Origin of the sequence: Sphingobium sp. EP60837 (assembly GCF_001658005.1) — a bacterium.
Lineage (GTDB): Bacteria > Pseudomonadota > Alphaproteobacteria > Sphingomonadales > Sphingomonadaceae > Sphingobium > Sphingobium tyrosinilyticum.
This window is the reverse complement of record NZ_CP015986.1, coordinates 2,108,579-2,128,991: the sequence shown is the minus strand read 5'-3', so window position 1 is coordinate 2,128,991 and position 20,413 is coordinate 2,108,579. Positions and strand designations below refer to the sequence as shown.

At 56.5% G+C, this 20,413-nt stretch carries 17 protein-coding genes and 8 pseudogenes; 14 read left to right on the top strand and 11 right to left on the bottom strand.

The window, feature by feature from the left end; translation table 11 throughout:
• Positions 1 to 7: 7 nt before the first annotated feature.
• Genes rfbD through EP837_RS10310 form a run of 4 tightly spaced genes read right to left on the bottom strand, consistent with a single transcriptional unit; the run spans position 8 to position 3,731 of the window.
• A complete protein-coding gene (gene rfbD, locus EP837_RS10325; protein WP_066527127.1) occupies positions 8 to 901 on the bottom strand; it encodes a dTDP-4-dehydrorhamnose reductase in 894 nt (297 codons plus the stop codon).
• Positions 898 to 1,965, bottom strand: a complete 1,068-nt coding sequence (gene rfbB, locus EP837_RS10320) for a dTDP-glucose 4,6-dehydratase (RefSeq protein WP_066527126.1) — start codon at positions 1,963 to 1,965, stop codon at positions 898 to 900. Before rfbB ends, rfbD begins: the two co-directional genes overlap by 4 nt.
• 4 nt (positions 1,966 to 1,969) lie before the next feature.
• Positions 1,970 to 2,533 (bottom strand): dTDP-4-dehydrorhamnose 3,5-epimerase, encoded by a 564-nt coding sequence (gene rfbC, locus EP837_RS10315; RefSeq protein ID WP_066527125.1) that lies wholly within the window; start codon positions 2,531 to 2,533, stop codon positions 1,970 to 1,972.
• A gap of 55 nt (positions 2,534 to 2,588) precedes the next feature.
• Positions 2,589 to 3,731: a polysaccharide biosynthesis/export family protein gene (locus EP837_RS10310; RefSeq protein ID WP_066527123.1), complete on the bottom strand. Its 1,143-nt coding sequence runs from the start codon at positions 3,729 to 3,731 to the stop codon at positions 2,589 to 2,591.
• A gap of 179 nt (positions 3,732 to 3,910) precedes the next feature.
• On the opposite strand from EP837_RS10310, the gene EP837_RS10305 reads away from it, so the two are divergent.
• From EP837_RS10305 to EP837_RS10295, 3 genes are read left to right on the top strand one after another with little or no spacing between them, the layout of a single operon-like run.
• Positions 3,911 to 5,074 carry a Wzz/FepE/Etk N-terminal domain-containing protein gene (locus EP837_RS10305; protein ID WP_066527121.1) on the top strand — a complete coding sequence of 388 codons (1,164 nt, stop codon included), beginning with the start codon at positions 3,911 to 3,913 and terminating at the stop codon, positions 5,072 to 5,074.
• A gap of 2 nt (positions 5,075 to 5,076) precedes the next feature.
• On the top strand, positions 5,077 to 5,874 hold the full coding sequence (locus EP837_RS10300; RefSeq protein ID WP_066527116.1) for an ABC transporter permease: 798 nt from the start codon (positions 5,077 to 5,079) through the stop codon (positions 5,872 to 5,874).
• Positions 5,871 to 6,518: an ABC transporter ATP-binding protein gene (locus tag EP837_RS10295; protein WP_066527112.1), complete on the top strand. Its 648-nt coding sequence runs from the start codon at positions 5,871 to 5,873 to the stop codon at positions 6,516 to 6,518. Before EP837_RS10300 ends, EP837_RS10295 begins: the two co-directional genes overlap by 4 nt.
• A 146-nt stretch (positions 6,519 to 6,664) precedes the next feature.
• Here EP837_RS10295 and EP837_RS21320 read toward each other — a convergent pair.
• Together EP837_RS21320 and EP837_RS20975 are read right to left on the bottom strand one after the other, a co-directional pair.
• A pseudogene (locus EP837_RS21320) lies at positions 6,665 to 7,417 on the bottom strand (transposase); the annotation flags it as partial.
• A gap of 47 nt (positions 7,418 to 7,464) precedes the next feature.
• Positions 7,465 to 8,460, bottom strand: a pseudogene (locus EP837_RS20975) (transposase); the annotation flags it as partial.
• Between the two features lie 117 nt (positions 8,461 to 8,577).
• Between EP837_RS20975 and EP837_RS20485 the strand changes: the two are divergent.
• From EP837_RS20485 to EP837_RS20475, 9 genes and pseudogenes are all read left to right on the top strand, one after another.
• Positions 8,578 to 8,817: pseudogene (locus EP837_RS20485) on the top strand (IS5/IS1182 family transposase); the annotation flags it as partial.
• Between the two features lie 46 nt (positions 8,818 to 8,863).
• A complete protein-coding gene (locus EP837_RS21315; RefSeq protein ID WP_197486267.1) occupies positions 8,864 to 9,058 on the top strand; it encodes a hypothetical protein in 195 nt (64 codons plus the stop codon).
• Entirely contained in the window at positions 9,018 to 9,452 is a 435-nt protein-coding gene (locus EP837_RS21310; RefSeq protein WP_197486266.1) for a transposase, read from the top strand. The genes EP837_RS21315 and EP837_RS21310 overlap by 41 nt, the downstream gene beginning before the upstream one ends.
• 24 nt (positions 9,453 to 9,476) lie before the next feature.
• Entirely contained in the window at positions 9,477 to 9,665 is a 189-nt protein-coding gene (locus EP837_RS21305) for a hypothetical protein (protein WP_197486265.1), read from the top strand.
• Positions 9,666 to 9,677: 12 nt separating this feature from the next.
• Positions 9,678 to 9,791 (top strand): annotated as a pseudogene (locus EP837_RS22030) (transposase); the annotation flags it as partial.
• A 60-nt stretch (positions 9,792 to 9,851) separates the two neighbouring features.
• Positions 9,852 to 10,437 (top strand): annotated as a pseudogene (locus EP837_RS20480) (IS5 family transposase); the annotation flags it as partial.
• A 396-nt stretch (positions 10,438 to 10,833) separates the two neighbouring features.
• Positions 10,834 to 12,894: a hypothetical protein gene (locus tag EP837_RS20965; protein WP_156518466.1), complete on the top strand. Its 2,061-nt coding sequence runs from the start codon at positions 10,834 to 10,836 to the stop codon at positions 12,892 to 12,894.
• Between the two features lie 88 nt (positions 12,895 to 12,982).
• Positions 12,983 to 13,498, top strand: coding sequence for a helix-turn-helix domain-containing protein (locus EP837_RS10245; RefSeq protein ID WP_066527087.1), 516 nt, complete (start codon positions 12,983 to 12,985; stop codon positions 13,496 to 13,498).
• A gap of 135 nt (positions 13,499 to 13,633) precedes the next feature.
• Positions 13,634 to 13,780: pseudogene (locus EP837_RS20475) on the top strand (helix-turn-helix domain-containing protein); the annotation flags it as partial.
• Here EP837_RS20475 and EP837_RS20960 read toward each other — a convergent pair.
• A pseudogene (locus EP837_RS20960) lies at positions 13,727 to 14,368 on the bottom strand (DDE-type integrase/transposase/recombinase); the annotation flags it as partial. The pseudogenes EP837_RS20475 and EP837_RS20960 overlap by 54 nt on opposite strands.
• Positions 14,369 to 14,375: 7 nt before the next feature.
• Here EP837_RS20960 and EP837_RS10235 point away from each other — a divergent pair.
• Positions 14,376 to 15,101 (top strand): IS110 family transposase, encoded by a 726-nt coding sequence (locus tag EP837_RS10235; RefSeq protein WP_225870537.1) that lies wholly within the window; start codon positions 14,376 to 14,378, stop codon positions 15,099 to 15,101.
• 284 nt (positions 15,102 to 15,385) lie between these two features.
• Here EP837_RS10235 and EP837_RS10230 read toward each other — a convergent pair.
• Positions 15,386 to 15,922 (bottom strand): annotated as a pseudogene (locus EP837_RS10230) (IS630 family transposase); the annotation flags it as partial.
• A gap of 297 nt (positions 15,923 to 16,219) precedes the next feature.
• Between EP837_RS10230 and EP837_RS10225 the strand changes: the two are divergent.
• Positions 16,220 to 16,828: an IS110 family transposase gene (locus EP837_RS10225; protein WP_066529169.1), complete on the top strand. Its 609-nt coding sequence runs from the start codon at positions 16,220 to 16,222 to the stop codon at positions 16,826 to 16,828.
• A gap of 14 nt (positions 16,829 to 16,842) precedes the next feature.
• Here the strand turns inward: EP837_RS10225 and EP837_RS10220 are convergent, their stop codons facing one another.
• The 3 genes from EP837_RS10220 to EP837_RS10210 form a co-directional block, all read right to left on the bottom strand.
• Positions 16,843 to 17,979 (bottom strand): DegT/DnrJ/EryC1/StrS family aminotransferase, encoded by a 1,137-nt coding sequence (locus EP837_RS10220; protein WP_066527086.1) that lies wholly within the window; start codon positions 17,977 to 17,979, stop codon positions 16,843 to 16,845.
• A 67-nt stretch (positions 17,980 to 18,046) separates the two neighbouring features.
• Positions 18,047 to 19,198 carry an ATP-grasp domain-containing protein gene (locus tag EP837_RS10215; RefSeq protein WP_082919605.1) on the bottom strand — a complete coding sequence of 384 codons (1,152 nt, stop codon included), beginning with the start codon at positions 19,196 to 19,198 and terminating at the stop codon, positions 18,047 to 18,049.
• A gap of 16 nt (positions 19,199 to 19,214) precedes the next feature.
• Complete coding sequence (locus EP837_RS10210) at positions 19,215 to 20,279, bottom strand: Gfo/Idh/MocA family protein (RefSeq protein WP_066527083.1); 1,065 nt, start codon at positions 20,277 to 20,279, stop codon at positions 19,215 to 19,217.
• Positions 20,280 to 20,413 lie beyond the last annotated feature (134 nt).

Below are 20,413 nucleotides of genomic sequence, written 5' to 3'. Positions count from 1 at the left end.
AGGTGGGTCAGTGGGCCGCTGCCGGTTGCAGCCGGGCTAGCACAGTTTCCAACGACCCGCGCCAGTCGGGCAAGGCCACGCCATGCACCCTTGCGATCAGGCCGCAATCGAGACGGCTATTGGGTGGCCGGGTGGCCAGCGTCGGATAGTCGGCGGTGGTGATCCGCTTGACCCGCGCCGAAGGTCCACCCCGCGCGGCGGAGGCGGCGAAGATCGCCTCGGCAAAGTCGGCCCAGGTGCCCTCGCCGCTGGCGGTCATGTGGAAGACCCCGCGCAGCTCAGGATAGCTATCGGATACCAAATTGGTAGCAACCCGGATGATGCCATCGGCAATATCGAGCGCGCTGGTGGGATTGCCCAGCTGATCGGCTAAGACGGACACCTCGTCCCTGTCACCGGCCTGGCGCAGCATGGTCTTCACGAAATTCGCGCCGAACGGGCTATAGACCCACGCCACGCGCAGCACCGCGCTATTGCCGCCATGGGCAGTCAGCACCGCCTGCTCTCCCGCCAGCTTGGACCCGCCATAAACGCCCGTCGGTCCGGTCGGATCGCTCTCGACGTAGGGCCGATCGAGCCTGCCGTCGAAGACATAGTCGGTCGAGATATGGATCAGCGGCACGCCCAGCGCCCTCGCGGCCTCCGCTACTGCGCCGGCGCCGCGGCCGTTCACGGCGTGGGCGAGGTCCCTTTCGCTCTCCGCCTTGTCAACTGCAGTATAAGCCGCCGCCGAGACGATGGCATCGGGTGCCGCCTCCTCGAACGCGCGGGCAATCGAAGTCGGATCGGCCAAGTCCATCTCAGGCCGGCCCAGCGCAATCACCTCATGCCCGGCCGCGCTTCCACGCTCGACCAAGCTGGTGACGACCTGCCCAGCCTTGCCGGTGACGGCAATCCTCACGCAGCCACTCCGGCAAGCGCAGCACTCAGACCCAGCCTCTGGCCGTCATAACGGTCGCGCAACGGCTTCCACCACCATTCATTTTCAAGATACCAGCGCACCGTCTTCTCGATGCCGCTGTCGAAATTCTCCTGCGCACGCCAGCCAAGTTCCGTCTCCAGCCTGGCCGCGTCGATCGCATATCGCGCGTCATGGCCCGGGCGGTCGGTAACGAACTCGATCAGCCCCTCGCGGGGGGCGTCGGCGGGAACCAGCTCGTCCAGCACGGCGCAGATCCGCCGCACAACGTCGATGTTGCGCCGTTCGTTACGTCCACCGACATTATAGGTTCCGCCGGGCACCCCGCGCTCGATGATGAGGTCGAGCGCGCGTGCATGATCGTCGACATAGAGCCAGTCGCGCACATTCTCACCCTTGCCATAGACCGGCAGCGCACGGCCCGCGAGCGCGTTCAGGATGGTGAGCGGGATCAGCTTTTCGGGGAAGTGATAGGGGCCGTAATTGTTAGAGCAGTTCGACACGACCACCGGCAATCCATAAGTGCGCTGCCAGGCTTTGGCGAGGTGATCCGATGCGGCCTTGGACGCCGAATAGGGCGAGCTCGGGTCGTAGGGCGTGCTCTCCTCGAACAACCCTTCATCGCCCAGCGAGCCGTAAACCTCGTCGGTCGAGACGTGGAGGAAGCGAAAAGCCTCCTTAGCCGCACCTTCAAGTCCGTTCCAGTAGCCACGTGCCGCCTCCAGCAGGGTGAAGGTGCCCACGACATTGGTCTGGATGAAGTCGGCCGCGCCGGTGATCGAGCGATCGACATGGCTTTCGGCCGCCAGGTGCATGATGCGATCGGGCCAGAAGCCGGTGATTGCCTGGTCCATCGCCGCGCGGTCGCAGATATCGGCCCTGAGGAAACGGTGATTGGCTTTGCCCTCGACCGTCTTGAGTGAAGCCTCGCAACCCGCATAGGTCAGAGCGTCGATGGTCAGAACCTCATAGCCCTTTTCCAGCACCAAATAGCGGACGAGGGCCGACCCGATAAAGCCGGCGCCGCCGGTGACGATCACGCGCATGAGGTTATTCGCTCCAGGTGAAATAAGCGGGGAGATCCACCAGCAGCGGTTGCTGCCGGTCCTTCGGCGACAATGTGTCGGGATCAGCGATCTGGGGCCAGTCGATGCCAATCGCCGGATCGTCCCAGCGCAGCCCCTTGTCGCACTCAGCGCTGTAATAGTCGGTCACCTTGTAGCAGATGACCGTATCAGGCGCGAGCGTGCAGAAGCCGTGGGCAAAACCCGGCGGAATCCAAAGCTGCTTGCCATTGTCAGGGGTGAGCGTCTCGGCCAACCATTGCCCATGGGTGGGGGAGCCCTGGCGAATATCCACTACGACATCGAAAAGGGCGCCCGCGGTGCAGCGGACGAGCTTGCCCTGGGCGTGCGGCTCGCTTTGGAAATGCAGCCCGCGAATGGTGCCTTGACGGACGCTTAGCGATTCATTGTCCTGGACGAAGCTGAGATCGCGGCAATACTGAGCGAACAGATCGGCCCGAAAAATTTCTGCGAAATAGCCCCGCTCATCCCCGATATGACGGGGGGTGAGCAACTTGATGCCGACGATGTCGAAGAACTCTATCTCCATCTTCCCACTTCCAAACAGAGAGAGCGGCCGACGGCCAGGTCGCCCCTCAGGAGGTTCAGTTACTGTTCTGTACAGTCTGCACCGCGCTTGTCACCGTCAAGATCGGAGAAAACAATTGGCTGATCAGCTGAATGAGTTTGCTGGGCTGATTGGCCGCAGCATTGCCGATGTAAAGCACGTCCTTGTCCTGCATGGCGAAGCGCTGCGCGAGGAAATAGGAACCGGTTTTCATCATATTGAGATGATAAACCCGCGGCACCTCATTGCCCTGCTCATCGCGGACATAACGGAACACAAAGATTGCCGCGGGATTGCCGATTCCAGGATTGACGCCACCGGCGGTAGCGACCGCCTCGGCCAGGGAAACCGACGAACGGCTGAACGGCACCTGCTCCACCCGCCCCGGAGCTCCTAGCACGGAATAGGTACGGGGATTATTAATCAGCATCAGCCGATCGCCGGGATAGGCCCGCACATCCAGCCTGGGATTGTCGACAAGATCATTGACGCGAACGTCGACACTTCGCTCACCCCGGACAATCCGCAGCAGCAGATCTTTGGCGTTACCGCGATAGCCGCCGGCGAGCGCGATCACGTCGGACAGGGTTTCCCGGTTCGTCTGGAGGACGAGGCGGCCTGGCCTGGCCACCTCACCCCCGACGATGATCGAATTGGTGATGGCCTGGTTCAGCGTGACGATCACCTGCGGGTTCTGCGACAACCGCGCCAGCGAATTGCGGATCATCGCTTCGACCTCACCAGTCGTAATCCCCGCCACATGCAGCGTTCCGGCATAAGGGATGGTGATGTCGCCCAAATCGTCGACCCGCGTCGGCGGCAGCTTTTGCACCTGTACGCCGGGATTGGCGACAATCTGGCTCAGTCCCCCGCCACCACCGCCAGCGCCAGAGAAGAGGGTGACCCCCGCTTCGTAGATATTGATGTCCAGCACGTCCCCCGGACCGATCATGTCGGTGGGAGGCGGCGCCAGCTCGGGCAACAAGCTCGTCGTTATCGCACCGACCCCTGGCACATCCGCGATCGTGTGGATCGGAACCACCCGGATCGGGGACGAACCATCCTTGGGAACGGCAGCCGATTTTTCGATCTGCCCTCCGGTAGGCCCGCTGGACGGCAGCGTGGCGCACCCCGCTAGTCCGGCGAGCAGGGCTAGATAAACGCTATTCTTCACTTGCATCGCTAATGAACTCGGAGGCTTGCGGCTTCGATTGGCCGACGCCTTAGCATCGGGATTCAGCAATGGACAATAGTTCCTCTCGCAATTGCATCCAAAAGATGCGCTTGGCCTTGCGCCGCGCTCCATGTTGGCCTAGCGCAAGGCTGGTTTGGTTCTCTCAAAGCGCTGCGAAGATATTTATGAACGTCAATCCATCGTTCCCGATCGAGGCCGAGGCACCCGTTCAGCATTCCGCCCTAGTCCATTGGCTCAAGAAACGTCGGTGGTTCCTGATGATGGTGGCGCTGCCCACCCTTCTGGCGGCGCTTTATTACGGCCTGATCGCGTCCGACGTCTATGTCTCGGAATCCCGCTTCGTCATCAAGAGCCCGGACCAGAAGCGCTCGCAAATGTCTACACTGGCCAATCTGGTGCAGACTACTGGCCTGTCGGGCGGGCAGGAGCAGACGAACGAGGTGCTGACCTATGTCCGCTCTCGCGATGCTCTCAAGGCGCTGGAGAAGACGGTCCATATTCGCGACAAATTCTCGACCCCGCAGGCCGATTTCCTGAGCCGCTTTCCCCAGCCATTTGCCGACAATAGCTTTGAAAGCCTGTTCAAATATTATGGCAAGCGGGTCGATGCGCGCTTGGACGCCGAAGCGGGTACCGCGATCATCAAGGTCGAGGCATTCGCCCCGCAGGATGCCTATGTCATCAACCGGCAGTTGCTGGATCTGAGCGAAGGGCTGGTCAACCGCCTCAACAGCCGCGCGCAAAGCAAGGGCATTGCCGAGGCGCAAAAGCAAGTCGAGCTCGCGGCTCAGCGGGCCAGGAATGCCCGGATCGCGTTGGCGCAATATCGTAATGCCCAGGCGCTGATCGATCCGACGAAGCAGGCTGGCGGTGTGCTAGAAATCGCCAATACTATGATCGCGGAGCGGGCTGCGCTACAGGCGCAGCTGGACCTGATGCAGCGCCTTACCCCCAACAACCCTTCCATCCCGGCATTACGCAACCGCATCAGCGCGATTTCTGTGCAGATCGCGTCCCAGACCAGCCGTGTTGTCGGCAGTGGAAGCGGCATCGCTTCGAAGATGGGCGGTTATGAAGATCTGCTGGTGGAGGAGAAATTTGCGACCGAAAGCCTAACTGCAGCCAACGTTGCCCTGGTCCAAGCGCGCGCCGAAGCGCTGCGCCAGCAATTCTATCTCGAGCGTGTGGTCGATCCCAACACGCCCGACACGCCGTTGCTGCCCAAGCGCTTCCTCAACATCCTGGTCGTGTTCGCCGCATCCCTTTGCCTGTATTTCATCACTTGGATGTTCATGATCGGCGTTCTTGAGCATGCGCCAGAAGATTAAGGATGGCGAAAGGGAGCTTACATCGATTGCGCAACAGCTGGGCCGTGCAGGTTCGCATCATTCACGCCTTGATGATCCGCGAACTGATAACCCGCTTCGGGCGCGAAAATATCGGCTTCCTCTGGATCATGGCCGAACCACTGCTGTTCGCCGGGCTGGTCGGACTGGTCTGGCATTTCACGCACGGCCCCACCGAACATGGGGTGGGCGTGATTGCATTCGTGGCCACGGGCTATATCCCGATCACATTGTTCCGACATGGCGTATCGCGCAGCGTAGCCGTCTTCACAGTCAATCAGAGCCTGCTCTATCACCGCCAGATCAAGATCGTCGATTTCATCCTGTCGCGATTTATCATCGAGCTACTCGGTGGCATGATGGCTTATCTTTTCATGGCTGTCGTTCTGGTCGGTTTTGGCGAGTTTCCTATTCCCTCAGACATCGGCCTCCTCATTGCGGGCTGGTTACTCTATTCCCTTTTCTGCTTTTCCTTATGCCTCATCATCGCTCCACTTTCGGAAGTCTCTGAGGCTATGGAAAAGTTCATTCCCGTCACGACTTATGTCATGATCCCTTTTTCCGGACTGTTCTACATGGTGTCCTGGGTAACTCCCGGCGCTAGGGAATTTCTGCTTCTCTCTCCTTTCGTGAACGGCATGGAGATGATGCGAAAGGGGATTTGGGGTGATCAGGTGACGGCCTATTATAATATCTGGAATCCTATCATTTGCTCGATCATCGCCACCTTGGCCGGTCTCATCCTCTGCCGTCGCGTTCGCCGTAAGCTGACCGTCGAATGATTATTTGCAGCGACATCACAAAATCATATTCCCACGGCGGTGGGCATAAGCGGGTTCTAAACGGGGTCAATCTTTGTATTGACCGGGGTGATCGGATTGGCCTTCTCGGCCGAAATGGGGCCGGCAAAAGCACGTTGATCAAATTGATCGGGGGGGTCGAAATGCCTACCTCAGGCAAGATCATCCGCAACATGTCCGTATCTTGGCCACTGGGTTTCGCTGGAGGCTTTCAAGGCAGCTTGACCGGCCTGGACAATGCTCGGTTCATTGCGCGCATCTACCAGCGCGAATATGCAGACCTTCGGCGATTCGTCGAGGATTTCACTGAACTCGGCAAGCAATTGAACATGCCAGTCAAGACATACTCTTCCGGCATGCGCGCGCGCTTAGCTTTTGCGTTATCACTCGCCATTGAGTTTGACTGTTATCTGATCGATGAAATTATCTTGGTCGGCGACCAGAGCTTTCAGCGCAAATGCCACGCGGAAATGTTCGATAAGAGAAAAGACAGATCCATCATTCTGGCCTCACATAGTCCAGAATTTGTCAAGGGTATGTGCAACAAAGCTGTTATAATAAACAAGGGAGAAGCCATAATTTACGAGGACGTGGATTTGGCGGTGAATATCTACTCTAACCTTTGATCGGCACTACTTTGGCAGAAGAGTAATTTTGGGAATTCCCTTTCCCGTGGATCGGCGACGGGAAAGCCAGCTTTGATGATGGCTGGAGATGGACGAGGACTGGCCAGAAGATCTGGAACGCTGGCGTGAGCCGTATTTGCAGATTCTGGGGATTCCCACACTTGGTACCCGCGCCTCACAGCGGCTATAATTTCGTCTAGATCGACCTTCCAGACGAAGGGGCGCGGCGCCTCGTTGTGCTCCTTGATGAAGCGGTGGATGGCCGCCTGCAGATCGACTACGGAATGAAGGGCGCCATTACCGCCGCCGCGTCAGCTTGGCAACGAAGCCCTCGACAGCATTGAGCCAAGAGCAGGAAGTCGGGACAAAGTGGAAGGTCCAACGCCGATGCCTGGCGAGCGCGGACTTTGGGCTGTTGGTGGGTCGCGTGATTGTCGAGGATGACGTGGATGGCTTATCGGCGGGCCTCTCGGCTTCCATAGCGTTCGGGAAGCGGATGAACTCCCGGTGCCGCTGCATGTTGGATTTGGCTCTTTTCTCGGCCGACGGCGCGATGGCGTGGGCGGGCGGCGAGACATAGAGCCCCTGACATCGTGCAGCTTCTCGGGAGAAGCCTTGTCGTTGGACAGCTTGAAGTTACCCCACCGATGAGGTGCCAGGCCATGATCGTGCCAGATCTTCGCCACCGGTGACGCCGCGATACGAACGACTTTGGCCATCGCCCGTACCGTCCAATCCGTGGCTTCGTGGCTGGGGGGGTTCCAGCGTCAGCGCCACGGCTTTATCGACGAAGCCGCATCAACAGGAGCAATGCTTGACGGTCGGGTCTTGTCGCGCAGCAATCCATCCACGCCTTCAGCCAAGAACCGTTCGATAGTGTTGAAAAAGTCGGTTTTTGCCGGAGGCGGGGATCGAAGCGGGAACGGCATGAGTGGCGCTTTGGATCTCAGCCCGGTGCTGGTTGAGCCTTCATCGGGAGAAGCCTAGCCATCTTGCGGAGGTTCTGGGCGGTGGCGGCAAGGAGGAACTCGTCTTTTGCCCCATTTGGTCCACGGAGGCGCAAACGATCCAGCTTCAGTATGCGTTTGAGGTGCGCGAACAGCATCTCGACTTTCTTTCGTTCCCGGCGTGAGGTGACATAGGCGTCGGTCAGCGCGAGATCGCGGGCTAGATCACGGGCGCCTTCATGAACTGACCGCAGCATTTTTCGGACAGGCTGGCTTGGACAACAGTCCGGCTGAGCGCGCAAGCGTCACAATCGGCTTTGGACGCGCGATATCGCACGAAGCCATCCTGATCGACGGCAGGACGAGCTGCTGCGAAATTGCGGTTATATCGCTTCAGATCTTTTCCTCCCGGACAGACATAGACACCGCGCTTATGCTCGAAGCGGAAGGCGGGGGGCGTGAAGCTGCAGGTGCGCCCGGTTGCTGTGGTCGAACACCGGGGTATGCGGCTCGATCCCTTTCTCGTGCACCAGCCATGCAAGGTTTTCTGCCGAGCCGTAGGCGGTATCGGCCGCCAGTCGCGCAGGCCAGATTTCGAACCGGTCCTGGACACGATCGATCATTCGCGGTGCGGCAGTCAACTCAGCCTAACGTACCGCCGTACTTGCTTCCACATCCATGATGACGGTGTTCTTCAGGTCGATCAGGTAATTGGTGCAGCAGGTGAAGAAGGCCTGTCCGCCCTTGGCGCTGGTGCAGCGCCCGGCAGGACCGGCGGGCGACAAGAACGTCGGTACGACAGGCGTCGCGGCGCCAAACGCCGCATCGTCAAGCAAGGCCCGATATTCCCTCACGGCATGGTTGATCGCCTCCCGCGGCAACGGCTCACCACCGCGAACCCCGCGCCGGCGATTGGCATCGGCCGCGATGAGACTGGCATCGACGGCAAAGCCTTCACCGCCGACCAGTCCCTCCACCATGCACCGCTCCACCGTCGGAGACCTCGAAGAACCCGGTTGTGAGGTGGCGTGTAGGAAACGTTGAGCGCCAGGTTCGCAGTTACCGGGTTGTTCGAGGCAAGTGGGCCGATCTTGCGGTCTGATCGGCCCTGAATTTCCTCATCCAAGCAACGGAACACTCAGGAGGAGAAGACGGCGATCAAGGAAGGCCGGATCCCTCAGGACTGGAGCCCCGCCAAAACCCGACAGAAAGACCGCGATGCGCGCTGGTCGATCAAATATACCAAAGCCAAGGTCAGGGAAGGCGCCGATCCCAAGGCGGCAAAGCCGATCGATCTGGCCATCCCGATGTTCGGTTATAATGAGACCTGTGCGCGGGTGGGCGTAGACAGGTGCGTCGATTGCTGATTCTATGGTCTTTCCAGGGAGGATAGCGGCCGTGGCGCAGCGTTCAATTGGTCAGGAGCGGTTTGGGTTTTTAGGATCCGAGCGCACGACGTCATCGCTGAACACGCTTGTATCGCTGATTGATTGGCACGCGGTCGCGGTTCTTCTCGATCCGCTTTATCCGGCCTCCAAAGGTGAGCCCGCGCATGGCAATGTTCAAAGCGCTTCTATTGTCGATCTGGTATGATCTGTCCGATGTGAAGCTGCGTGAGGCCCTGGACGACCGGGCCTCTTTTCGCCGCTTCTGTGGGTTTTCCGCGAACGAGGCGACGCCAGAGCGTACTGCGTTCGTCAGGTTCCGTCGGCTGCTGATCGCGCACCAACTTGACCGATCGCTGTTTGAAACCGTGACCATGCAGCTCAAGGCCAAAGCGGTGACGGTCAAGACCGGTACACTGGTCGATGCCACCATCATTGCCTCGGCCAGTGAAGGCGATGATGATGCGCGCTGGGTGAAGCACAAGAGAAAACGGGCTGTTCACGGCTTCAAGGCCCACCTGGGCGCCGATGCCGATACCGCGTCGGTCGAAGAATTGTTCATCACACCGGCAAATATCAATGACGGCAAAGCTGGTCCCTAAGGGTCGCCCGACAAACCCGGTGAGGTGTTTGCCGACAGCGCCTATCGCGGCAATCACTTTTGTGCTGCCGTGCTGGCAAAGGGCGGTATTCCCCGGATCGTCGCCACCGGCATGGGGTGCCGCGACGAAGCTGAAACACTGCGTAAGCTCAATGAATGGAATCAACCAATCCATCGCGTGCGCGCCCGCATCGAGAAGATCTTCGGTACATGAAAGCGATGCTACGGCCTGCGCCGAATGCGATGGCGAGGCCTCGCCAAAGCCGCCGTCCAAGTCCACCTCACCGCCATCGCCTACAACCTTAAGCGCACGATGAATATTCTCTCCGTTCCAGTATGATGTCGCCTCCGACCACAAATCCCGGGCCGGATCGATAAATCGTGGAATATCTGCGCGACTTACAGCCGCTTCGTACGATGGCGGAAAGCTGGTGTCTGGGACAAGATGATGGACCCTATCACCGCCGCGCACGACGGCGAAATCCAGATGATCGACAGCACCTCCGTTCGCGCTCACCAACAGGCCGCGACGGCAAAAAGGGGGATCGAGATCACTGTCTCGGTCCCTCCCGAGGCGGGCTCACGACCAAAATCCACGCCGTCGTTGACGCGCACGGCCTCCCGATCCGGCTCGGCCTGACGGCGGGACAGGCGCATGACGGACAAGTCGCTGATACGCTGCTCGATCACCTCGACCCTCGCACCATCGTGCTGGCAGACAAAGCCTATGACGGTGACCGCATCCGCGCCTTGATGGAGGAACCGGGCGCCACACCCAACATCACGGTCAAATCCAACCGGAAGTGGATACCCTGCTTCAGTAAGCGGCTCTATCGTGAGCGCAATCTGATCGAGCGCTTCTTCTCCAAGCTGAAGCACTTCCGCCGCGTCGCCACTCGTTACGACAAGCTCGCTGCAACTTCCTCGCTATGGTCCAACTCGCCTCAATGCGCCTGGGGCTCCGCGTTTATGAGTCCACGGCCTAGTTCTCTACCGGAGCCGACGCGAACGACAGTCCAAGTAGGTCCCCTTTTTGATAGCCTCTCGTCGGGGAGGGCCATTCAAAATCATTTTTTACGTTGAAATGCGGTAAAGTGCATTTATGGCCAACGGATGTCTGAACAAGGCGGGGATTGGCCGTTCGCAAAGTCGCAACAGATTTAGGAAGAGATACTTATTTGATCACGTATGGCTTTGGATTTTCATTGCCATGTGAATGATCTTTAATAATATCATTTATTCAACATGTGCCACAAAGACATTTATAACTGGAAATAAGTATGCACCGATACTCAATTGAGAATTTGCGTTCAGTTGTAACGTCACAAGATACAATCTATGTCAGTTTTTTTGATCGACCAAAGCTGACCGATTTGTACCTCGTGACGGAAGTCGATGAGGTCATTTTTGAGCCTGTAACATTATCAAATTACAAGCATGTGCTGTTTGGAAACCCCCTAAACTTTAGTCTCGCAAAAGAAGAAAAGATATTCCAGGAAGATGGATTCTGCAATATTTCAGTAAATCATTTAACCGACTGGTGCGTCTCCGATCTTGTCACGCTTCAAATTGCGCTTTATGCTGAGCCTACATTTCAAATCATTTTTAATGAACCATTGATTGTACAGGATGCCTCTCACCCAGTTGTCTTTGAAGCCTTCATCGCCACTCATAGAGCCAAGGCAACGCTTCATGTAGAATTTGAAGATCTCGATACCGGAGCGACAACGCGCCACTTTGTTGAGTTCCACCCTGACTTTCTCGGCGGCACTTCTACAAATAAATATCAAAAAGTAGCGTTGCTGGCACCGGCGAATTCACGGAACATATCAACTCGAGTGTCTATTGCTTATGAAGGCCGGGGACAGCGCGGCGGTGAGTTCGCGCCTTATGTTTTTCTGTGTGATGCAAAAATATACGAACAGCCCGAAGAGAATAATGAAATAAACTCTCAGTTTACCGAGGAAGATAAATCTTTTTATTGGGTTCGTGCCCGAACGAAGGCACGTATAAGTGAAGGGCAAAGTGCATTTCTCAAATATGGCTCAAAATTTGATGCCATAATGACCAAGCCTATTATGATCGCTCGGTCCTTTTTTGATGATCATTTTTATTCTAAAAAGAATAAGGACATAGATTTTCAGAAGGTTGATCCGTATACGCATTACCTCCTGCATGGTCGACGTGAATTCCGTAATCCAAATCCGGAGTTCAGCGTACGCGAATATTATCTTCGACATCCGGAAGTGGAAGCCGTCGGCCTCGATCCGCTGGTGCATTATGCGAATGTTGGGCAAAAAGAGCAGCGTTCGCTTGGTCTATTTGACGAAAAAATCAATGAAATTTGGAGAAGGACTGGTAAGAATGTGCCTTCATTAGAGCCGGATTTCGTTTTGCAGCGAGCCCAAGATTTAATGGTTCCAATGCAAATCCTTGATACCCGCAAGCTCGCAGTATTTGTTGTGCCCGAGCATGATGCTATGAGCGGTGGTATATACTCCATGTTTTCCATTGCCAATCAAGCCCGAAAAATGCGTAGGAAGCATGGATATGATGTAGTGGTTATGACTCGCCCCAATCGGCAAGGATCGACTTATCTACGGAATAGCTCATTCCAAAATAGCGAAACGATTCTGCGTTTCGAGCAACTGATGTTGTTCACTGAGGTGTCTGAACTTCAAATTCATATTCCTGAGTATGCGACCGTGGAATTCGTGCGAAACTTGTCGCCTGAAATGTTACGATATCTTTTATATCGCGACCATCTGCACGTGAACATCTTGAATCAAAATACGAGGTTGATGCCGGAGGCGGATAAGTTCCGAGACCTGAGGCGTATCAGCGACAGCATAGGGCAATCAATATCCCACCATGCCTTTTTTGGACAGGAATGGGCAGATCGTTACGATCTTCCCAGCTTACTTTTGCCAGCTTATACGGACCTTAGACAATATCCGGCATCGAATTTTGGAGAAAAGGAGGATATTATCATCTACTCCTTGGACGATGCGCCTTATAAGCAAGAGGTTCTAGAGCGCCTAAATAAGATGGGCGATTATGAATTGATAGAAATTCGTGACATAACGTTTGACACGTACATGGATCTGGCTACACGATGCCGCTTTTCGGTCTCTTTCGGTGAGGGATTTGACGGGTATGTAGCGCAACCAATTTATCAAGGCGGTATTGGTTTGGCGTTGTACACCGACGAATTTTTTCCTGATCAATCCTATAAGAAATTCGATAACTTCTTTTCGACTGATCGGGAAATGATCGATCAAATTGTTCCCACAATTCGCAGGTTGGAAACTGACCCTAATCGATACACAGCGCTTAATACTGCTCTACGTTCTAAATGGGATGAGCTCTATAATTTCGATGATTATGTGGCTAGAATAGAAAACCTTATGAAGAAGAAATATGAAATCCTGCCTGGAGCGTAATACCAGCCTCTCATGATACTGACTCACGAGGGGGATTCCCAAAACGACGAAACTCTGACTCTATGGGTGCCGGTTGGAGGGCATGTCCATGGGTGTAGCGATCGGATTGCGGGATGACTTTGACGCGGCGGGTTTGAGGCTACTGGCGCGCGCGACGAAGAGCGCGAACCAGGGTCGTCGGCTGCTGGCATTGGCGGAGATTTATTATGGTGGGAGCCGCCGCGATGCGGCGCGTATCAGCGGGGTGACGTTGCAGATCGTGCGGGACTGGGTCGTGCGGTTTAATGCCCGTGGTCCAGACGGGCTCCTCGACGGGAAGGCGCCGGGCAAGCCCTCCTTATTGAATGATGCCCAGCGCCAGGCTCTCGCAGACATCGTTGAAAGCGGGCCGATCCCGGCGATCCATGGGGTTGTGCGCTGGCGGTTGATCGACCTGGCGCGTTGGCTCCATGATGAGTTCGGGGTGTCCTTGACCGAGACGACCGTGGGACGGGAGTTGAAGAAGCTGGGCTATGTCAAACTGACAGCGCGCCCGCGTCACCATGCGCAGAATGAATCTGCGATGGAGGACTTCAAAACGGGGGCTTTGCAGCCGAGCTGTTGATGGCGGAGTAAAATACCCCAGAACGGACATTTGAAAATTCCCCACTTCTTCTGATTGGCCCTTGTCCGGGGCGAGCCCCGGACAAGGGCCAAAGCGAAAAATCGGGCATGATCCTCCTACGGGAGGCACGCCACGATGAAGAAGCTTGGAGATCTGATAATGATCCTGGATTTACATCGCCAAGGCCTCAAGGTGGCGGCTATCGCCCGCCAGGTCGGCATCGACCGGAAAACCGTCCGTAAATACATTGCCCGGCGCGATATAATGCCACTCGACTCGCCGCTCCTGCGACCAGCGCAGCATGGCCGATGAGGTCAGTTCGGTGCCATTGTCGCTGACCACAGTGTGCGGCTTGCCGCGCATCCCGATCAACCGCGTCAACTCCCGGGCGACCCGCATGCCCGACAGCGACGTGTCCGCCACCAGCGCCAGGCATTCCCGCGTGTAACCGTCGACCACGCACAGGATGCGGAACCCCGGCTGCACGTCAGGGCGTCGGAAACGAAGTCCAGCGACCAGCGCTGGTTCGGCCCGTCCAGCAGCACCATCGGTGCCCGCGTGCCCAGGGCCCGCTTGCGTCCGCCGCGGCGGCGAACCCGCAGGTTCTCCTCGCGATATATCCGCAGCAGCTTCTTGTCGTTGGGGCTCATGCCTTCCCGCGCCAGCATACTAGGCGCCGATAGCCGAACCGGCGGCGCTCCGCCGCCAGCTCGCGCAGCCGCTGCCGCAGCGGACCGTCGTCCAGCCGCAAGGACCGATACCGGATCACCCGCCGGCTCACGCCCACGGATTGCACGCCCGACGCTCGCTCAGCCCGTGATGCTCACGGGCATGGGCAACGGCATCCCGCTTAGCGCCGGGCGACACCATTAATGAGATGACCCGCCCTGTCTTCCCGCTCACACTCTGGGAGCAAATCGACCTTCAAGCACTTCATCGCGTCCGAGACCGGATGATCGCGCACCGGACGCGATTGATCAGCCAGATGCGCGCTTTCTGCCTGGAATACGGCATTGCTATCCACCAAGGCGCTGGAAAGTTCAGGGCCGATATGCCGAAGATACTCGCAGACGATGCCAACGAGCTGTCCGCCGCCATGCGGTGCATTCTGACCGAGATTTTCGGGGAACTGACCGAACTGGAGCAGCGGATAGCGACGATGAACCGCGAGATCGAGGCCATTGCGGCCCGTAGTGATACCGCGCGGCGGCTGATGACCATTCCCGGCGTCGGGCCACTCGCCGCGACCGCGTTGCTGGCCGCAGCCGGAACCGGCCGGCAGTTCCGGAAGGCGCGCGATCTGGCCGCTTGGCTGGGTTTGGTCCCGCGCGAGTATTCGACGGGCGGCAAGACAAAGCTGCTGGGCATCAGCAAGCGCGGAAACAAATATCTGCGGCGTATGCTGATCCACGGTGCGCGATCCTGCGTCACCCATTTCGACCGTAGCCGCGACCGCCTCGGGCCGTGGCTGAACGGTTTGGAAAGCCGCATGCACAAGAACAAGGTCACTGTCGCGCTGGCGGCCAAGATCGCTCGCATTCTCTGGGTGGTCCTGACCAAGCCTGGCGCCAGCTACGCGCGGAGCGATCCAGCTTTCAGCTGATCCAAGCCGCCGACAGACTGCAAGGTTCGAGAGCGTGATGACGAAACAGTTGACCAGCGCGTCGTAAGCCCCGTCAAAAAAGCGGGCAGTCCGGACCATTTATTCGGGAACGACACGTGCGGATCTCATCAAGGCCTGGCCGCAACAGCGGTCCATTCGCGAGAGGCCGGATACATTTGTGCAGACTGGCACCGTCACCACCAATCAGCCCTTGCAGGGACAGGGCGGGTCATACATTTTTTGATGCCAGATCCTTCAGCACCACGTTGTCGAGCATCGCCTCGGCCATGTGGGTATCCCATCCGCAACCGCTCGCCTCTGGCACAACGGCCGTGGCTGCGGGTCATGTTGGTGGCGGTCCACGTCTCGTCGATAAACACCAGGCGTTCCGGCTCCAGATCGACCTGGTTCTCGAACCAGTAGTGGCGCTGCCTCAGGACGTCGGGGCGGTCTTGCTCGATGGCATCCCAGTCTCTTTTTTTGCGCGTCATGCCCCGCCGCGCGAAGAAGCGGTGCAGTCCGGCAACCGACACCGTCAGGCCCGCTTCGGCCAAGGCAATGCGCAGTTCTTCGAGCGAGATGTCCTTGCGCGCCTCCCACAACGCCAAAATGTCGGCCGCTCGCTCCTCCACTCGGCGGGATCGCATGTCGCCGCCTTGCGGCTTGGGACCGAAGCCGCCGGTTTCCAGACGCTGCGCCTGCCAGCGAATGGCTGTCGATGGCGCAACCCCAAAGCGCGCCGCCGCTCCTCGGCAACTCAGTCCGCCATCAATCGCCGCCAGAAGCCGCGTGCGCAAATCCATCGAGAGAGGGTGACCCATCCATGCCGGCCTCCTTCACCAGCACAGATTCTGAATCACAAATCAGACCCGAGGGAAATCCCTCATCGATTCAAAACGGTCGAAAACCGCTTGTCTTATGACATTGCGGTCCGTTTGGGTCATGCTGGATTGCCCGGGCCGGGGTGGCCACCCCGGCCCGGGCGGAAGGGGACGGATCGTGAAAGCGCCGGTCGTTGTGGGACCGGGTTAGAGTAGGATCGCCCCTTTCTTTTCCATCGGGCCCGAACGGATACCGGGGTTTTGGACCCGGATGACAAGCATGGGACAGCGGAAAAGATGAGCGACAATCTACCACAGACGATCGGCATCGACATCTCCAAAGCGAGCCTCGACTGCCATGTCCACCCTGCCGGCGCCGAGCGCCAGTTCGCCAACACCGCCAAGGGCCACAAGGCGCTGATCGCCTGGCTGCGACAATGGCCGGTCGAGCGGATCGCCTATGAGGCAACCGCAACCTACCATCGGGCGCTGGAGGCGGCTCTGGCCGACTGGCCCTGCGTGAAGCTCAACCCGGAGCGCGCCCGGCGCTTCGCCCAGGCGACTGGCACTCTGGCCAAGACCGATCGCATCGATGCCATGTTGCTGGCCCGTATGGCGGCCACCTTGCAGCCGCCGGTCAGACCCGCTCGAAGCGCACAGCAGGCGCAGATGGCGGAGCTCATCAATGCCCGAGACGGCCTCGTGCGCGATCGCACCGCGCTGGCTCTCTATATGCCGGCCCTCGTCGCCGCCCGGTACAATCCCGATCTCAAGGCAAAATATCAGCAGCTCGTTACTGCTCGGAAGCCCGCCAAGATCGCCATCACCGCCGTCATGCGAAAGCTCGTCGTCACCGCGAATGCCCTGCTCAAAGCCGATCGATGCTGGACGCAATCTCCAGCTTGATCATCACGGATACTCTAGTGTTGCGCGACTTCGGCTACGGATAAGCCAAACTCCTCTGCAATATCAAGAATATCCTCATCTTCGACGCCGCTATGAAAAGGCAAGCATAGCACTTGGGACTTCACTATTTCGGCCCACGGGCGTTCGAGAGAAGAGAAAATCGGAAAATCCTTATAGGGCTCAAAGTCAGTGCAAATAGGATGAAAATATTTCCGAGCAAAAATTCCACGTTTCTTGAGATTATCGTAAATTTCATCGCGCGATTTACCGAAAGCTGCCGGATCAATCACGATATGAAAATATTGTTCAGAGTTGATCACTCCCTTCTGTTTAATAGGTAACGTTATTCCAGGAATGCTTCGAAAAATACTAAAATATTTTTCCCGAAGAATCGACCTACGTCGGCGTTCCTCCTCTACAAGGGGAATATTTAACAGGCCAATCGCGGCTTGAACCTCATTCATTTTTCCATTGATACCAATGGAAACGACTTCCTCTTCGCTTTTAATACCGAAATTCCGCAAATTATATATAACCTGCCGGTCTTCCTGCCGAGGTGTCGTTATAAGGCCACCTTCCAACGTGTTAAACAGCTTCGTGGCATGAAAAGAAAATACTGAGGCATCTCCGAATGACCCGATCGAGCGGCCATGCATCGTTGCGCCAAAAACGTGCGCAGCGTCGTATATAACGCGCAGGTCATATCGATCAGCAACAGCCTGAATGCCAATAACATCACATATGGTGCCATATACGTGAACAGCCAAAATAGCTGAGGTCTTACGCGTGACAGCCTTTTCTATGGACGCAGGGTCAATAGTTAGAGTGTCAGGATCAACGTCGGCGAAGACCGGCACCAAGCCATTCCATGCGATCGCATGAGCGGTCGCAGCAAATGTTAGCGGTGTGGTGATAACTTCACTGCCGGGGGGGAGGTCCATCATCTTCAAAGCGACGAGCAAAGCGATGGTGCCGTTGTTAAACAACATGGCATTGGGCACGGAAAGATAGGCCTCCATCTCCCGTTCCAGCTTCTCATGCATCGGTCCGCCGTTGGTAAGGATGCCCGTCTTCCAGATCTCCGCGAGCATAGACTGAACAGAAGCCAGGTCGGGCAGTAGTGGACGCGTGACATACAGAGGTCTTGACACAGTTAATCCTCAATCTTTAGAATGCCAATAAACTCTAGCAAATGCTATTGACCTAAATTTATCATCTTTATTTGAACTGTGTCGCCACCTTGTAGCTCTCTCTATTCAGGAAGTGGTTGTATAAGGATGTTAATAGGTCTTCACTCGACTCTTCGCAAAATAGAATGCCTGCGCGATTCCCTTGCCGTTCCTTTAAGGCGTCACCCATGCAAGCAAGGGGGTAGAAGGCAGTGATCGGAACGTCATCGGTGAACATAAGGCCTTCGAAATAAGAATCTTGGTCGGCCGTGACAGTATGTCGAAGAATGTGGCGTCGGGTTTGCACGGAGGCTCCGTGCTCACTTCCAAGGAATGCCGCCGCGTAGCAGGCCGCATATTCAAAGCCGGTACTGAATTCGATCAGCAAGGGGTAAAGATCGCCTGGGCAGCGGCGCGTGACCTCAACAATCATCGGCATTTCGTCGCACAATATAAACTGAACGTGAAGCAAGCCATCCTTTAGATTAAGGGCTCTGCAAAGCTTCTCAATATCGCCCCCTATTTTCTCTATACAAGAAGCAGGTAGATCGTAGCTAACATAGCTTGTATCTACCGCGAAGGGATGAGCCGACGTTCCTTCACGAACGAAGAAGGTATCAGACGGCATTTGATTCTTGATGAATGAGCTACAACTATAGAGTTGCCCTGAGGCGAATGTTTCAATGATTGCCGCCCCAGTAGGGCTGGCCGCGCGGGCAAGCGAGAGGGCATCGTCCAATGCGGCAGCGTCTTGGCCATCGAAAACAGTGATGCCTCGACCGCTAAAGGCATCGATCGGTTTGCAAATGAACTTGCCCGCTCTCGGAAACGCTGCGTGATCGACCGTACGAGGGGACGATAGATCCAATTTTTCGCACAAGGCTCGAAAAAGAGCTTTATTTCCTAAAGCTGCATCAGTTTCGGGAGAATCTCGGAATTCTGATCCGATGTGCAGCTTCAAGCAAGTTTCTATGGAAACATCGGTGCAACCGGGCACTACTGCCCCAATCCCCAGCATCTCAATATGCCGTGCGACCGCTTGGGCATCGCTATAGTCCTGCTCAATCCATCGGCTTCCTGCCCTGCGCGCTAGGAGGTCGCTGGCTCTGTTGCCCATAACCCAGACCTCGTGCCCTGCCCCGATCAGATAATTATAGATGGGCGCAGCTGCGAACGCCGCATCCAGAAGGAGGACTTTCATTTTGGAATCCCCGACGTTAAATTGACACATGGTCGATTTTCGCGACCGTCCGGTTTTCTATTGAATGCCTAATGGCCTCAACAACTTGCATGTTGCGATAGCCGTCCCTTGCCGAAACCAGCGGTTTGGCACGGCCTCGAATGACATCCACAAAATGGGAAATCTGGCGTTCCAATGGATCAGCCCGTTGAACTTCCAGTTTGCCTTGCTCAAAGGGGTGCCACCATGATGGGTCCGTGTCAGCGCCATAACAGCGCACAGCCATGCTTGGAAAATCTAAAGATCCGTTTGTTCCAGCGAAATGATAACAATCATTTGTAGGGAAGTAAGGGTATGCGGGATTTTCTCCACTGGTCATCTCCCAGCTTCGGTTGCTTGCCGCTACATCGGAAAGCAAGAAGGTACCAAGAGCACCGTTTACGAATTGAATTGTAATAGCGACAGTATCTTCGACTTCAAAACAACGAGTGAAGTGGGAAGCGGTAGCGAAAACACTGTCGATCTCACCATAGAAGAAACGCATCAATCCAATTTCGTGGATCATATTAATCAATATGGGCCCGCCACCAAGAAGAGCCCGCCAGCTGCCATCCTCAAAATAATGCTTGGGCTTATAAAACAGCGCCGATCCCTGCAGTGCAACCGGTTGACCGAATGAAGGCGAATTTAGGAAATCCTCTACCACTTCGAGTAGAGGACTATGCGTGCGATGATGGCCTACCAATACAGGTGTGCCTTTCCGTTCAGCCATTTCCACCAACTGGAGCGCCGTACTAGTATTTTCAGTAATCGGCTTTTCAACTAATACTGGCACGCCGCGTTCGATACACGCAGCAGCTTGATTAAAATGGAATTTGTTAGGAGAACTGACAATCACGCCATCGAAGTCATTGGCGGCCATTGCGCTTTCAATATCGGGGAATAAAACCGAACCCAAGGAAGCAGCAAATGCCTTGTTTTCCGGCTGTGGGGGGGCGACTATCGCCGACAATTTGCAATCTGGCCGCGCCGCAATGAGCTTAGCGTGTGTCTTTCCGATCAAGCCGGGTCCAGAAACCAGAAATTTCAGCCGAGCGTTCATCTATTTGACCTTCCGGGATCCAGCGTTACATTTGAAAGACGGCGCTTCGCGGTCCAATGCTAAATTTTTTATACCAGTAGCGGAAACGCGCTCTCGTCTGCCGCGCTCTTTTCCTATGATGATGAAAATACCGA